This is a genomic window from Streptomyces sp. NPDC032126, assembly GCF_055580085.1.
In genome coordinates, this window is record NZ_JBVIMA010000008.1 from 24,871 (window position 1) to 39,634 (window position 14,764).

A 14,764-nucleotide genomic window follows, 5' to 3' on the forward strand; every position below is an offset into this window, starting at 1 on the left:
GGTCCGTGGCGGAGCTGCGAGGATGCTCTCCGCTTCTTCGGCGGAGGATGTTTGTTCATTTTCGTGTGTGCTGGGTGCGGCGCCAGGCTGACGGTCCCGCTGTCCCAGGTCGTGCTGCCGGCTCACGCCCATCAGAAGTACGGGAACGGGGTTCAGCTGCCGGTGCTCATGGAGTCGGGCACGTTTGCCGTAGACCCAAACCGCTTGGGGCCGCCATGGCGGAGATGGGATGAGACCGATCCGGAGCAGGCGACGGCCCGCGACATCCACGCGCCGAGCTTCTCCTGGTCCGACGGCACCCCCGGCACGGTCGTCATCGCACCCGGAGACACCCGCGGCGCTGTGCTCATCCCGGAGAAGGCCGGCGGCTACTGCTGCGGCCTCGACTGGGGTGAGGGCCCGAACATGGCCTGTGAGGCGTGCGGCCTGGCCGTGGCGAGCCGGATCGACGACTGCTCACTCTGGCAAGCGGTCTGGCTCGCGCCGGACGCCGTGCGCCGCCTCCCCGTCGACAACGCCGCCCCCACAACGCTCTCCTGGGCGGAACTGTTGGTGGAGGGCAAGCGGACGCCCCCGTACGAGCCGATCACCAGATGGGGTTCGCTGCTCGGGTCGGGCCACCGGTGGTCATGGAGTCCGCAGTGGGAGGCGGCTGCCGGCCGGGCGCTCGCCCATCTGCTGGCAGCCTCCAACGGTCAGCCGGTGACCGTCCCGAACGGGCTGACCGCGGAAGTGTTCCAGCGTGCCCTCGACGCCCTCCTGCCCGGAGGCCGGCCGACGCGGCACGCTGTGCTGGCCGGACCGGGACTGTCCGGTCCTGACGCGGACGCCGACATACTGCTCGTGCCGACCCATCCGCAGACAGGGGAGACCTGGAGCCCGGCCGGCCAGCCCGCATCGGCCTATCCGGTGCCGCTGCCGTTCGGGGTGTGGATGTGGCTGGCCTTCCCCGAGCCGCACCTACGCCTCCCCGCGTCGGGCACCGTGCCCGACGGCGTTCTCCGCGACGACCCGCCCGCGCCGCGCCCCCATCAACTGTTCCAGGTCGACCAGGGCATCTTCCGGCACACCCTGACCCAGCTGCCGGCCGAGTGCAGCCCGCGGCTGCGCGAGATCCTCGAGAACCTCACGCAACACATGCGCTCCGGCCTCTTCTGTGTATGAGCTGCTGCGCGCCGCCCTGGCCGAAGCGAACAGGGTCGGGATCGCCACGTTCGTGATGCCGCTGCTGTTCGGGCAACTGCCCGACAGTGCGGGCGATCTTGACTGGGAGTGCCTCGTCTTCCAGGGCCTGCTTGAGCTCCGGAGTGAGCTTCAGCAGCGCCAGGCGCTGGGCAACGCAGCCGCTGGACTTGCCCAAAGCCCGGGCTACAGCACGCTGCGAGCCGTGGATCCGGACGAGCCGTTCACGTGCTTTGGCCTCGTCGAGCGGTTCCAGGGCTTCGTGCTGGACGGCTTCCGCCCGCTCGTCATAAGGCCGTTTGGCGAGCGCGGCCGCGTCCTCGGTGCGCTTCGGCCAGCGCGCGCCGGCCCGGCCGCGGGCTCGCACGGAGGCGAGCCCGTCGGCACTTGCGGGAGTTCATCAGTCCGCCGTGCCGTACCTGAGTCCGTCGAGGGTGAGGTCGAGCAGGCGTTCGGCCTGCTCGCGTTCCTCGGGCTTTCCTGAGGCGAGGGCGACGCCGGTGAGGGCGGCCAGCATGACGGCCGGGCGTACGTCCGAGCGTATGGTCCCGGTGGCGGTCGCGGCGTCCATGAGCGAGGTGAGGGCGTTCATGATCAGCTCGCGGCTGTGGTCGTAGGGGTTGACGCCGGAGTCGACGACGGCACGCAGGGTCTCGGCCATCCCCAGTTTCGCGGTGGCGTAGTCGATGAAGCGCCCCATCCAGGCGCGGAGCGCCTCGCGTGGCGGCATGGCCGCCAGGAGTTCGGAAGCGGCCTCGCACAACCGGCTCAGTTCGTTGCGGTAGGCGGCCTCGATCAGCGCCTCCCGAGTGGGGAAGTTCCGGTAGAGAGTGCCCGAGCCCACGCCCGCCTCCTTGGCGATGCGCTCCAAGTGCACATCCAGCCCTTCCTCAGCGAAGACGCGGACGGCTGCGGAGAGGATCTTCTCCCGGTTGCGCCGCGCGTCGGCCCGCATCGGTCGCCCGGTGTCCCTAGTCACGAAAGGGCCCTTCCTCATCAGAAGTAAGTGGAGGCGCCTCCACTCTTGCTGCCTCGTTCACCAGCCTTGACGAGCAGCCTCCACGCCTAGCTGAACGGCGTTGGTACTAGCACCAGTTCTGGTAGTCGCCGCCGTTTCAGGCCATGGCGTAGACAGCGCCGAATCCGCCCTGCATGCCGTCACCGGCAGGGCGCAGACGGCTTCGGGGCCCCAGCGAGACGAGTCGACATGTCTCGTCTGACCGGTGATCATCCTGGTGCACCCGCACCGATCGCGTCAAGACGAGACGAATTGTCTTGTGAAAGGATCTGGGCATGACCCCAGCCCCTAACCCCAATCTGCGGAACCAGCGCGCGCATCGGGCGATCCTGGATGCCGCCCTTGAGCTATGCGTTCGTGACGGCTACGCCAAGGTGTCCGTGGATGCCATCGCCTCAGCCGCCGGCGTTGGCAAGCAGACCATCTACCGCTGGTGGCCGAGCAAGGCGGCCGTCGTCCTTGAGGCCCTCAACGACCGGACCGGACCCGCGTCCCACGTACCGAACACGGGCGACACCGCCGCCGATATCACTGCTTCAGCACAGGCCGTCGTCCGCCTGCTCGACTCCAGCCTCGGGACCATCTGGCGCGGCGTGGTCGCGGATGCGCAGAGCGACGAGAGACTGGCCAAGGAACTTCGCGCCAGCTTCTTCGAACCCCGCATCGAGCGCTGGCAAGAACGCCTCGACGTAGCCGTGGAAGCTGGCGAACTTCGTGCCGACGTCCCGACGCGAACCGTGATCGAGCTTCTGTTCGGCCCGATCTACTATCGCCTGCTCCTAGGAACCGACCCTCTCGACCCGGATAACACCGCCACCCGTGTCGACTACCTCCTCAACGGCCTCAAGCCGACCACAGAGGCCAGAGTTTGAAGCGGTTAGCGCTCGACCTCGGTGTCCTTGCGATTCCCGCAGGCGATCTGCGTAGCTCGACCGGCTCTCCCGCTCAGTGCTCCACCTGGTGACCCTCGGCGCGGACCTGCGCGAGCGCAGCATCGGGCTGGCCGTCATCGCGCAGGCCATCGACAGTGCCATATCTGGGAGGAAGTTGGGATGCTGCTGGGACGTCAGCCCCCGAGGAGGCTGAGGACGGCCCGCTGGTAGACCGCGTACACCGTGGGGAGTTCGGCAAGGTGGGCGCGTTCGTCGATGCCGTGCAGGCCCTCGTACGGCACGCCGAAGCCGGCCGTGGCGGCGATGCCCTGCCCGGCGAGCAGATTGCCGATGTTCGACGGGCCCGCGGTCTTCGCCCGGACGGCAAGCCCCTGCTGGGCGGCGGCGCCAAGGAGGGCGGCGGCGGGCTGCTCGTCCTCGGCGAGGCGGAACGGCGGCCACGCGGCGACCGGGGTGACCTCGGTGGGCGCCGGGGCGGGCAGCTCCGTGTCGAGCTCGGCGACCGCCTTGCGGACAAGGGTCTCGGCGTCGTGCGCGCCGAAGCCGGGAGTGGTCCGGACGTCCACATTGATGTCGACCCGGTCGGGCGTGACCGAGAAGCCCCGGCCTCCGTGGAAGGCGGTGACCGACAGCTTCGGCGGCAGCGGGAAGTCCGAGCCGTCAACCACGCCGGGCAGTCCGGCCGTGTCCAGTTGCCGTACGAGGTGGGCGGCGCGGGAGATGGCACCGATGACGGTCCTGCTGGAGCCGGAGTGTCCGGAGGGGGCATGCACGGTGATCGTGGCCCGCCACAGGCCGCGGCCGCCGACCACGACCTCGTCCAGGCCGGGGTAGCCGATCATCACCCCGGCGGGGCGGGCCGCGTGCGGGTCGGCGAGGTAGGCGCGGGCGCCGCCGAAACCGCCGGTGTGCTCATCCACGTCCAGGAGCACGGCGAGCCCGCCGGCCAGGTCGCCGGCGCGGGGGGCGAGGTCGGCGGCGATGTGGCAGAACATCGCGGCCGCGAGCTTGGAGTCGGCCGCACCGCGGCCGCGCAGCCAGCCGTCCACGATGTCGCCCGAGGCCGGCGGGAAGGACCAGGCGGTCTCGTCGCCGTACGGGGCGGTGTCCACGCACGCGTCCAGCGTCCACCACGCGCCGGGCCGCCCGCCGGGGACCTCCATCAGCAACCCCACCAGGGCACCCGTCGTGTCATGCAGACGCCGGTGGGGCAGCTCGCAGGCGGCCAGCCAGTCTTCCAGCACGCCAAGGACGGGCCCGTAGTCGTCGATCCCCGCCCGGCTCGGACGGCGGATCAGCTCGCTCGCCAGCCCGACCACGGACGCCATACGAGCCTGGGCCGCTTGCTGAAGATCCTCGATCACGCTTCTCCCTCGCCCTCCAGTTGTGCCGTACCTGCCCGATCTTTACCGACAGCCAGGCACCCTAACTCCGACTGAGCACCGCGCTGCGAGGTGCTCGGCAGTCTGCAGGGCGCCCGCGCTGGCCCAGCCCGTCGGCTTATGAGGGCGCGGCCAGGTCCTTGGACCGACCGGCAAATGGATCACTTGAGGCGGCGTGTGGTGGGACGCTGATCCCAACGGTAGTGAATGGTGGCGTGGCGGATCAGCATGCGGAGAGTGACGAGTGCTGCGGCCAGGTGGAGGTAGCACTCGACGACGGTGCTGTTCTTCTCGGTGCAGCGTCGAAGCTTGCCGTAGCTGTTCATCCACGAGTGCGTTCGTTCCACGACCCACCGCTTGCCGGCCTGGATCGGGGCGGGCGCGCCCTTGCGGGCGATCTCACCGGTGAAGCCCAACTCCCGGAGCAAAGCGCGGGACGTGTTGCTGTCATAGCCCCGGTCGAGGTTGACGTTCACGTCCGGCAGTGGCCCGACCTGGTCCATTGCTGCGAGGAGAGTCGGTCCGAGCAGGGGCGAGTCATGGCGGTTGGCTCCCGCCGCGACCAGGCCCAGCGGGACGCCGCGGGCATCAGTGGCGACCGAGCGTTTCAGGCCCTGCTTCCCGCGGTCCACCGGGGATCGGCCCGCACTCTGGCCGCCACACGGGACCTTGGTGATGCAACTATCCACGGACATCTCGGACAGTTCCAGGCCGACCATCCGGTCGTATGCTTTCCAGAGCGAGAACGTGCACCACTTCGGGTATCCCCTGCTCAGCCCACTCTTTGACACGTCGACGGATGGTCCGGTCAGAGCATCCGGGGCTGGAGATCCGTTCGTAGCCCGAGCCGTGGACCAAAGCGAGCACCGCGTGCTCGAACACAGTCCGGTTGGGAACGCGGCGGCGGCAGCCAAGCGGGTGGCCCGCGGCGAACTCCTCCCGAGCGGGCAGGAGCGTCATGAACTGGTTCCAGAGGGGTTCGAGCAGCCAAGATGGCAGTGCGGGCACGGCTGTCCTTCGTGATCACTGAGCGTAGAGAACTCCATGATCACGTGGACCCGTGCCCGTTCCGATGCTCATGCCATCTCGCGGGCACCTGCTGCCGGGCCGGTCCGGAGAACCTCAGTCGCCCGTTACCCCGTCCGTCCGCTCCCGAAGGAAGTCGGCGTGGCCGTTGTGGCGGGCGTACTCCTGGATCATCAACACGTAGACCCAGCGCAGACTGAGGGATACTCCGCGCGAGGACATGAAGGTCTCGTCGAGGTCATGCCCGGCCACCGCCGCGTCGCACGCTTTGACCTCGGTCTGGAACAGTCCGAAGTCTTTCTCCGCATCGGCTGCGTGAACTCCGTCGAGTCCCTCATTGCCATCTGACGGGCCGGTGAAGACATCGTCGAGATCCTCGCCGGCGAAGCTTCGCCGGAACCACCATCGCTCTACCTCCGCCATGTGCCGGACCAAGCCGAGGAGGGTGAGATTCGACGGCTCTACGGTCGTCTGCGCCAATTGGGCCGGCTCAAGCCCGGCACACTTGGCCAGCAACGTTTCCCGGTGCCAGCTCAGCCAACCCTCCAACATGTGACGCTCAGTTACGGTACCCAGGTCACCTAGCTGCATGGTGCGCTCGACCGGTGGTGCTGTCCATGTCATGGATCCACCCTGCACCGCCATCTTGGAGGGTTCAAGCAGGCAAAATGGCAGGTCCGTGGACCGTGACCGTTCTGCTGCCCCTGCCACCTCCCGGGCGCCTATCGTCGAAAAGAATCGTGCCGCTCTCACAGCGTGAACAGCCTCAACCGATCCCCTGAAGAGAGCTCCCGGCCGGTCTTGCCGGGGTCCTCGTCGGGATCCAGAGGTGAGGCAGGCACTGTCACGTGCTGGCTTTGGCGGTGGCGCCGGCGACGATCAGGACCGCGACCAGTCCGACGCCGATGAGCACGAATCCCGCCCCCGACAGGGCGCCCAGTGTTCCGAGTACCGCGACGCCGAGCGCCGAGCCGGCCTGCCTGATTCCGTTGAGCGCACCCTGGCCGGTAGCGGCGTACTCGGGCGCCGCGGAGACGGCCATCTCGGCGGCGGCACTGGGGATGGAGAGGGTGCCCGTGGCGGCAAGCGCGATCTCAGCCGCGATGATCAGAACGAGCGGGGGGTGATGGGCCGTCGCGAAGGTCAGCAGCACGCCGGACACCACGGACGCGGACATGCCGGTCAGCAGTACCGGCCGCGCCCCGTACCGAGCCACCAGCCTGCCGGTGAAGAAGGGCATCACGCAGACCGGAAAGGTCAGAGGGAGGGAGGCCAGGCCGGCCTTGAACGGCGAGAGGTCGTAGGTGTGCTGCAGCCAGACGCCGAGCATGTACGCCCCGCCGAAGAAGGCGAAGCACGACACCGCCGCGGCCACCATGGCGGCCCGCACCCGCGGCAGAGCGAGCAGCGCGGGAGGCAGCACGGGCGCTGCGACACTGCGTTCCACCACTGCCAGCACAACGAAGGCGAGCAGCGCACCGGCGATCGGGCCGCACGCGTACGGCGAGCCCCAGCCCTCGATGCCCGCCTCGACCAAGCCGAAGGTGAGCGCGCCGAGCGCGGCGGTGGACAGCACAAGGCCAGTGCGATCCAGGGCACGAACGGCGCGGGTGGGAGGATTCGGGAGATGCCGGGCAAGCAGCAGGGCGGCAAGCGCGATAGGCGGATTGACCAGGAACACCAGCTGCCAGCCGCCGAGTTCGACCAGCGCGCCGCCGAGGACGGGACCGGCCGCGGCACCGAGGCCACTCAAGGCGGTCCAGGCACCAACGGCGCGGGTGCGGCGGGCGGGGTCCGGGTTGAGATGGATGAGCAGGGCAAGCGAGGCGGGCACCAGGCCGGCGCCGGCGGCGCCGAGCAGGGCGCGGCCAACGATGAGGGCGCCGACGTTGGGCGCAGCTGCGCACAGTGCGGACAGCACGGCAAAGGCGGCAAGCGCGGAGCCGTAGACGCGGCGCGCGCCCCACCGGTCGGCGAACACACCACCAGCGAGCAGCAATCCGGCGAAGACGACGGTGTACGCATCCACGGCCCAGGGCAGCGCAGCGGCGGCGGGGTGGAGGGAGCTTTCGAGGTCGGGGACGGCGACGTTGAGGATCGAGGTGTCGAGGAGGACGAGCAGATTTCCGGTGGCGATTCCGGCAAAGGTGAGACGAGACCATGCTGATGAGGGAGGTGAAGCCGGTGACGCGGTATCGGTGGCGCGGGCGCCGCTTTGGAGAGTCATGGGGGGAAGCGTGACCGGACAGCCCCCTGCTCGGCGACGGGGTAACTTCGATGGCCCCATCGGGAAATCCGATGGGCCTCGATAGGCTGACGACGTGGACACTCGCTACCTGCGCGCCTTCGTCGCGGTCGCCGACCAGGGCGGGATCTCCGCGGCCGCCCAGCATCTGGGGTATGCCCAGTCGAGCGTGAGCGCCCAGCTCAAGCGCCTGGAAGCGGACTTGGGGGCGACCGTACTGGTGCGTGCTGGAACGGGCGCGAGGCTCACCGAGGCCGGGGAACGATTGCTGCCGCACGCGCGCGAGGCGCTGGAGCTGGAGGAGCGGATGCGCCGCGCCGCGCGCGGCGACCGGCCCAGGCTCCGGATCGGCGCCCAGGAGTCGCTGGCACACGTGTGGATGCCCGATGTCCTGGCAGCGCTGGAGTACGGCGCGGGAGGCCCCGGCTCGAGCGTCGATGTCGAGCTGACGGTAGCGAACCGGAGCTCACTTGAGCGCGCCTACGGCGCCGGGGAGTTGGACCTGGTGTTCCAGTACGACAACGGGATGCGGGCCCTCGGAGCGCACACTGTAGTGGGGCACGACCGCACGGTGCTCGTGGCCGCGCCCACCCATCCGCTGGCACGGCAGGAGTTGGTGACGCCGGAGCAGCTGCTCGCCTACGACTTCCTCGTCGCCGAACCGGGCTGCACCTCGGAAATGCTGGTGGACCGCTTCGGACGGGACCTGCTCGCGGGGGCACAGCTCGCGACGATCCAAGGCTCACTGTCCGCCTTGCTGCGGTTGACCGGACACGGGCACGGCGTCTCGCTGTTGCCGGAGCTGGCGGTCACGCGGGAGTTGAGCAACGGCGAACTGGTCGAGCTCCGGCTCGCCGAGCGCCTCCGGCCCGTCAGCATTGTCGCCCAGTGGCACCCCCGCCGTGGCCTGGCCGAGCCCTCGCTGCACAGCCTCCTCGACCTCGCCCGCCGGGCCGACCCATTGCCGGAGGTCTCACAGGCGGCACTGGCGTCCGGAGCCGGACCTCGCACCACACCTCGTCGAACGTCCTGCCCGTCTCGCAGCGCGAACAGCCTCAACTGATCCACAAAATTTGACAATTGCTCAATGAGGGCTGCGGCCAGGCACTGTTGCCAGCCTCGCGGGTTGAAGGTCTGCTGCCGGCCGAGGCCCACGACGGGCAACAGCAGGTCAAGCGTGTAGGTTGCCCGCGGGTTCGGCGATGACCTCCACGTTCACGCCGTGGCGGCGGCGCTTCTGGGAGAAGTCGGCCCGGCTGTCGCTGATCCGGTCGCACTCGGCGACACAACTGAACATCAGCCAACCTCTGGCGGTAGTTCGGAGAAGGTGAGGGGCCTGAACTCTCGACTCAACCAGCCGAGGGTCCCTCGATCTCCTCGCGGAGTCGGGCGAGTGCTCGGTGCAGGGTGCTCTTGACCGTTCCGGGCGACCATGCCGAGCGCGGCGGCCGTCTGAGCTGTGGTCATCTGTTCCCAGTACCGCAGTACCACGACACTGCGTTGCTGATATGTCAGTGCCTCGAGGATGCCCATGAGTAGTGCACGGTCGGCGTGCTGCGTGGTCTGGTCCGTGACGGGCACGTCCGGCAGGTGCTCCGCGGGAAGCTCTTTCAGCTTCCGGGCTCGCCACCACTCGGTGCGAGTATTGATCATCACGCGGCGCAGGTAGGCGTCCGCGAGCCGCTTGTCCGCGAGGGCCTCCCATCGTCGGTAGGTGCGTAGGAGCGCGGTCTGAAGCAGATCCTGGGCATCGTGAGGGTCGGCCATCAGGCGTTGGGCACTGCGCACGAGGGCGTCGTGCCGCGCCCGTAGGTATTCCTCGAAGTCCGGTACTTCACCGACGTGCGTGCGAACGTCCATGATCAGATCCCTTGTGTGCGGCATGAACGGCCAGGAAGGGGAGATGACGGTGGTCGGCTTCTGTCGGGCTGTGAGCATGTCTCTGCCAGGGGATGACGGACGCGGCCGGCATGAGCGTGTTGTGGCTGCGAGGGTGATCCGCAGAAGGCTTCATACAGCCCCGGGTCAGGGGTTGGCGGGTCGGGGGTGAAGCCCCGGCTCTGGCAGGGGCCGGGGCTTCAGTCGGCTAGCGGTAAGGAGGCAGAGCAGGTGACGTCTTGGCTCTCACGGTGTCGCCCTCAGCGGACCAGCGGCTGCCTCTGCAAGCCGGGCACTGGCCAGTCCCCTCGCGCTGGCCAGGAGCCCTGCCGATGATCCGCCAGGAGGCGTTAGGTGGCCGAGACGCAGCTGACGCTGCCGCCTGTCAGGACCGCTCGTAGACGCCGACTTCCTCGGTGTGCGTGCGGTTGTGGTCCTGCACCGTGACGATCTTGTAGGGGGTGCTCGGCTTCACCTTCGTGCTGCTGAAGGAGTGCCAGGCGCCGTTGCAGTACGCGCGGCTCTTCTTCAATTGCGTGTTCGGGTACTCGCCCTGTATCAGCTTGACGGTGACCTTCGTGCCGTCGCCGCCGTTCCAGCAGCGGTACTTGACGGTCACGCTGTAGCCAAGGACACCCCAGGGCTGAGAGATCCACTTGGCGTGGCGGGGCTTGAACTTGGACTGCCAGATCGTGTGCCATCCCTGGGCCTGGACGGGGGCAGAAGCGGTGTGGACAGCCGCCGGATGGGAGGCCGGGACGATGTCGGCGTGGGCGGCCGGGGCAGCCAGGGCGAGACCGACTGCGGCAACACCGGTGGTCATCGCCAGTGCCATGCGGTTGCGCGGTTTCACGTGTTTTCCTCTCGTTGCAGACAAACGGATCCAAGAGCACCGGCCCCTTGTTCCGTCCGTACGGGCGGGCCCGGCCGGTGCCAGGCGACGACTCTGGCAGCGAGGGGCTGTGGGGAACCTGAAGATTCCTGAGAGGCAGGTGCGTCGACTCTGATGCGCTGTGCGGTCCTCAGGTTGGCCACAGGTTTTCTGCCTCATGCTGGAGTCATGCGCTTACTGGTGGTTGAGGACGACCGGCGGATGGCGGAGCTGCTGCGGCGCGGCCTGGTCGGTGAGGGATGGGCGGTCGACGTCGCGCACGACGGGCTGTCAGGGCTTGAGCGGGCGAGCGAGAACCCGTATGACGCGATCGTCCTGGACGTGATGCTGCCGGCCCTGAACGGCTATGGAGTGTGCGGCCGGCTTCGGGAGGCGGGCATATGGGCGCCGGTTCTGATGCTGACCGCGATGGACGGTGAATACGACGAGGCAGAGGGCCTGGACGTCGGGGCGGACGACTACGTGACCAAGCCGTTCTCGTTCGTGACACTCCTGGCCCGGTTGCGGGCGTTGATGCGGCGCGGACAGCCGCAACGCCCCGCTGTGCTGCGCGTCGGGGACCTGGAAGTGGATCCCGCGACCCGGCACTGCCGACGCGGCACGGTGCCGGTGGCCCTCACGGCACGGGAGTTCTCGGTGTTGGAGTACCTGGCGCGGCGCGGTGGCCAGACGGTCACGAAGACGGAGATCCTGGAGCACGTCTGGGACGACCGGTTCGACGGGGACGTCAACGTGGTGGAGGTCTACGTCAGCACCCTGCGCCGCAAGATCGACACTCCCTTCGGGCGGCGGTCCATCCGTACCGTCCGAGGGATCGGCTACCGGCTCGACGTTGGGCCGGAGACGGCATGCTGAGGCTGGGCCGGCGGCGGCGAGAGGGGCGCGGCTCGCGGGCGGGCAGTGTGCGGTTGCGGTTGACCCTGGCCGCGACGGCCCTCGCCGCCGTCCTGTTGACCCTGGCCGCCGGTGTCTCGGCCGTCGCCATGCGCAACGAACTGGTCGCCTCGGCGTATCGGCGGGTCTCGGACAGCCCCATTTCCGACATGGCCGAGGCGCCGGTGTGCGAGGACGACGACACCTGGTGCGAGTCGTCTACGCCTCCCGACTCGTACGCCGATCAGCTGACCCGGTACATCAGTCAGCGCGACGCGTTGCCCCCCATCCGCGGCGAACACCTGTCTCTGTGGCCGTGGACCGACCCGGACGACGCGCAGCCCGCGGCGATGCTCACAGGCCCTGGGACGGCCTTGGAGTTCTCGGACTGGGAGGACGACGCGTTCTATCCCGGCTACTGGACAGATCAGCAGCGGCTGAACACCACCGGGTGGTGGCTGGCCGGCGGCACGCTGGGACTCACCCTACTGACAGCCGGCGCGACATGGCTGCTCCTCGGCCAGGTCCTGAAGCCGGTGGAGGGGATCCGGACGGAGTTCGCCGCGCTGAGTCTGAGCCGCCTCGACCAGCGCATACCGATGCCACGCGGTGGCCGGGAATTCACGCGGCTGGTGGAGACGATGAACAGCGCCCTGGACCGCCTCGATGCGGCGGCCGCCCGGCAACGGCAGTTCACCTCCGACGTCGCCCATGAACTGCGCACCCCGCTCGCCTGCTTGCGCGCCGAACTCGAACTTGCGCTCACCCCGTCCGGGACAGCGCGCTGGCCAGACGCGGCCCGTGACGCCCTGCACGACACTCTTCATGTCCAGGAGATCACCACGAATCTGCTGCTCCTGGCTCGCCTCGACGCCCAGGCCTCACACTCGAAAACCCTCCTGACCCAGCAAGTAGACCTGCCTGACCTGGTCCGCGAGGCCGTCGCTCGCCGTGACGTACCCGATCGCCTGAGCCTCGTCGTCACCGCACCCGACGAACCGGCGCCCATGGCCGGCCACCCAGGCCTGCTCGCCCGCGTCCTGGCCAACCTTCTCGACAACGCCGAACGCCATGCGGCCACCACGATCACCGTCGCGCTCACCCTGGATCACGAACGCCGACAAGCCGTACTCGACGTGGCCAACGACGGCCCGCCCATCCCACCCGAAGACCACGAGAGGATCTTCGAACGCTTCAGCCGGCTCGACGACGCCCGCACACGGGACGCCGGAGGCACCGGCCTGGGCCTGGCCATCGCCCGCCGCATCACCACACTCCACCACGGCACCCTCACCGTCGCCCCGAGCGAGGAAGAGCAGGCAGGCGCCCGGTTCACCGTACGACTGCCCCTCACCCACAAGGACGCCCAGCCGCTGGTCAGCGAACTCCTGCATGCCTGGGACCAGCCTGACGACATTCCGGCGCTGCTCACTCACAACGCCGGACACCAGCCCCTCGAAGACGTCGTACCCGACCTTGCGCGCGCCCTCATCACAGCCGGACGCGACCACCACCTGCAGGCGTTACTACGTCATGTCGCACGACAGGCACCCCGTTGGGAAGTCATCGGCCTGGCCGACATCCTCCGGGACGAAGGCATGGCCGAAGCCGCCGACGAACTGCTCGCCGCCCCCACCGCACGGCACAGGCCGGCATGGGGCAGCCGTGTTCGTTGAATCGGCATAACGGATAGGGTCACTTCGTGCCCCATCTGAGGCATGCGGGTCACATCTGCCAGCGCGCGGACCTTGTTTGGACCGGGCGAGGTCGAGGCGCCTTCCGCTGCTGCTGGTCTGCGGGCACCCGCCCCGCCCTCCGTTGGAGGTCCGTACGGCTCTGCATCGGCGTGCTCCTGGTGCTCGTCGCCTTCTGCACTTATGTCTCGGAGCTGCCCAGCCTCTCCACAAAACGGATCGGCCGACCCATTTCGGGGCATAGCCGACCCTGCGCTCACGCGTGGGCAGAACCTCAGCGTGGTGCGACCTGCCGCCTTGGGCTACGCCCCCAATGTCGGTGGTGTCTGATGGGATGCCTGCATGACAGATCACTACCTCTTTGCCGAGATCAACGTGGAGTGGCCCGATCCCACGACCTACGAGGATCTGGCGCGCGCGTGGCTGGATGGGGGCTTTGCCACCCTGGCAGGCAGCCATCGACAGGCACTGGAGCAGGGACCGAAGCTGCCTGCGGAAGCAATGCGGCGCAGCATGCCATGCGGACCGCCGCACACTGCCTGGGGCTTCGTCTCGATCACCCGCCACGACGGGCGGCAGCTGCGCAGTTCCAGCCGGGTGATCTCGGCGCGAAGCATGTCGTGGTTCCTGCGCCAGCTGGACGATCCCCCGCGCACCGCGACGATCGGGCTCTCGGTCCTCGACGAACGCGGCTACCCAGGCAGAAGCCCTCTGCGCATTACGGTCGACCGCCCCGAGGCCCGGGATGGGCCGGAGGCGATCGATTGGGCCGTACTGTCCTGCAGAATTCCCGAGAGAGACTTGCTCGACCCCACACAGCAGGAGGTAGTGCTCCGCTTTCTGCGCGGCATCAGTGAAGGTATGGACCCGTCCTTCGCCAATATCACCTACGACGACGGGCTGGGGAAAACGGGTCTCGAACGCACGCTGGGTCCTCCATGGAAGTTCCCCTACGAGACAATCCCGATGAGCCGTCAGGCACTGCGTGGATACGAGTGGTGGACGATCTGCCCAAAGGAACTGGCCGAACCCCTCGGCGGTGCAGGTGCCCTGCGCGCCACCGGCGCGTTCCATGAGGTCGTCCGCCTGCCGTCGGGCGCGTTGTGGCTACAGGCGACGAAGAACTACCGGGACTACGGCCCCGACGCGTACGCAGCGGTGTTCCACGCGCTGGCTCCGGCCCTCCCTGCCGGCATACCGAAACGCTTCGATCAACGCGACGACGAACCGGCAGAGCGCATCGTCTACCTCGACGCGTCAGCCGTCAGACCGTGACGACACACAGGCGACCGAACAAAACAACGTCAGTAACAGCCGGATGCCGTCGCCGGCCAGCGGCGCCGGCCCTGCGCTCGGGGACGCTGTGCTCAGCCGCGGACACGCATCCGTTCGCCTCCCGCACGACTGCAATGCGGGGTGGACTGCCCCGGGTCCAACTGCTGGGCGACGTTGACCAGGTGGTGGTCAGACCCCGCCCACCCGCACGACGCCAGATCCGCATGCACCAAATCTCGGACTGACAGCTTCAACACGACGTTGGTCATCTTCAGTACCTCCAGCGAGGCTGGATCCATGCCGATCACACAAGGTGCAAAGCCGTTTCCTTGCCCCACAGTCCTGGCTCACCGCGCATGGTCGGCAGTTGAGATGATCTAGTGCTGTCAGGTGTGATCACGGCGTC

General features: G+C 68.5%; 13 protein-coding genes and 2 pseudogenes. 6 read left to right on the forward strand and 9 right to left on the reverse strand.

The window, feature by feature from the left end:
* Positions 1 to 51: 51 nt before the first annotated feature.
* Entirely contained in the window at positions 52 to 1,164 is a 1,113-nt protein-coding gene (locus tag ACZ5NW_RS27600) for a hypothetical protein (RefSeq protein ID WP_468746632.1), read from the forward strand.
* On the opposite strand, the gene ACZ5NW_RS27605 is transcribed toward ACZ5NW_RS27600, so the two are convergent.
* Both ACZ5NW_RS27605 and ACZ5NW_RS27610 read right to left on the reverse strand, forming a co-directional pair.
* A complete protein-coding gene (locus ACZ5NW_RS27605; RefSeq protein WP_468746633.1) occupies positions 1,127 to 1,549 on the reverse strand; it encodes a hypothetical protein in 423 nt (140 codons plus the stop codon). The genes ACZ5NW_RS27600 and ACZ5NW_RS27605 overlap by 38 nt on opposite strands.
* 33 nt (positions 1,550 to 1,582) lie before the next feature.
* The gene (locus tag ACZ5NW_RS27610; RefSeq protein WP_468746975.1) at positions 1,583 to 2,137 is read right to left on the reverse strand and encodes a TetR/AcrR family transcriptional regulator; all 555 of its coding nucleotides are present in this window, start codon (positions 2,135 to 2,137) and stop codon (positions 1,583 to 1,585) included.
* Positions 2,138 to 2,475: 338 nt separating this feature from the next.
* Here ACZ5NW_RS27610 and ACZ5NW_RS27615 point away from each other — a divergent pair, with 338 nt between their 5' ends.
* Entirely contained in the window at positions 2,476 to 3,072 is a 597-nt protein-coding gene (locus ACZ5NW_RS27615; protein ID WP_468746634.1) for a TetR/AcrR family transcriptional regulator, read from the forward strand.
* Between the two features lie 194 nt (positions 3,073 to 3,266).
* On the opposite strand, the gene ACZ5NW_RS27620 is transcribed toward ACZ5NW_RS27615, so the two are convergent.
* The 4 genes and pseudogenes from ACZ5NW_RS27620 to ACZ5NW_RS27635 all read right to left on the reverse strand — a co-directional run bounded on the left by ACZ5NW_RS27620 (position 3,267) and on the right by ACZ5NW_RS27635 (position 7,728).
* Positions 3,267 to 4,457: a M20 family metallopeptidase gene (locus tag ACZ5NW_RS27620; protein WP_468746635.1), complete on the reverse strand. Its 1,191-nt coding sequence runs from the start codon at positions 4,455 to 4,457 to the stop codon at positions 3,267 to 3,269.
* A 179-nt stretch (positions 4,458 to 4,636) separates the two neighbouring features.
* Positions 4,637 to 5,483, reverse strand: a pseudogene (locus tag ACZ5NW_RS27625) (IS5 family transposase).
* Positions 5,484 to 5,597: 114 nt separating this feature from the next.
* Positions 5,598 to 6,125, reverse strand: a complete 528-nt coding sequence (locus ACZ5NW_RS27630; protein WP_468746636.1) for a DinB family protein — start codon at positions 6,123 to 6,125, stop codon at positions 5,598 to 5,600.
* Between the two features lie 220 nt (positions 6,126 to 6,345).
* A complete protein-coding gene (locus ACZ5NW_RS27635; RefSeq protein WP_468746637.1) occupies positions 6,346 to 7,728 on the reverse strand; it encodes an MFS transporter in 1,383 nt (460 codons plus the stop codon).
* 94 nt (positions 7,729 to 7,822) lie between these two features.
* On the opposite strand from ACZ5NW_RS27635, the gene ACZ5NW_RS27640 reads away from it, so the two are divergent.
* Positions 7,823 to 8,809, forward strand: coding sequence for a LysR family transcriptional regulator (locus ACZ5NW_RS27640; protein WP_468746638.1), 987 nt, complete (start codon positions 7,823 to 7,825; stop codon positions 8,807 to 8,809).
* Positions 8,810 to 8,917: 108 nt separating this feature from the next.
* On the opposite strand, the gene ACZ5NW_RS27645 is transcribed toward ACZ5NW_RS27640, so the two are convergent.
* The 3 genes and pseudogenes from ACZ5NW_RS27645 to ACZ5NW_RS27655 form a co-directional block, all read right to left on the reverse strand.
* Positions 8,918 to 9,043, reverse strand: coding sequence for a hypothetical protein (locus ACZ5NW_RS27645; RefSeq protein WP_468746639.1), 126 nt, complete (start codon positions 9,041 to 9,043; stop codon positions 8,918 to 8,920).
* Positions 9,044 to 9,095: 52 nt separating this feature from the next.
* Positions 9,096 to 9,606: pseudogene (locus tag ACZ5NW_RS27650) on the reverse strand (SigE family RNA polymerase sigma factor).
* A 403-nt stretch (positions 9,607 to 10,009) separates the two neighbouring features.
* Positions 10,010 to 10,477 carry a hypothetical protein gene (locus ACZ5NW_RS27655; protein WP_468746640.1) on the reverse strand — a complete coding sequence of 156 codons (468 nt, stop codon included), beginning with the start codon at positions 10,475 to 10,477 and terminating at the stop codon, positions 10,010 to 10,012.
* Between the two features lie 207 nt (positions 10,478 to 10,684).
* On the opposite strand from ACZ5NW_RS27655, the gene ACZ5NW_RS27660 reads away from it, so the two are divergent.
* The 3 genes from ACZ5NW_RS27660 (at position 10,685) to ACZ5NW_RS27670 (ending at position 14,358) form a co-directional block, all read left to right on the forward strand.
* Positions 10,685 to 11,371 (forward strand): response regulator transcription factor, encoded by a 687-nt coding sequence (locus ACZ5NW_RS27660; protein WP_468746641.1) that lies wholly within the window; start codon positions 10,685 to 10,687, stop codon positions 11,369 to 11,371.
* Positions 11,365 to 13,065 (forward strand): sensor histidine kinase, encoded by a 1,701-nt coding sequence (locus ACZ5NW_RS27665; protein ID WP_468746642.1) that lies wholly within the window; start codon positions 11,365 to 11,367, stop codon positions 13,063 to 13,065. Before ACZ5NW_RS27660 ends, ACZ5NW_RS27665 begins: the two co-directional genes overlap by 7 nt.
* A 360-nt stretch (positions 13,066 to 13,425) precedes the next feature.
* Positions 13,426 to 14,358, forward strand: a complete 933-nt coding sequence (locus ACZ5NW_RS27670) for a hypothetical protein (RefSeq protein WP_468746643.1) — start codon at positions 13,426 to 13,428, stop codon at positions 14,356 to 14,358.
* Positions 14,359 to 14,764: the final 406 nt, after the last annotated feature.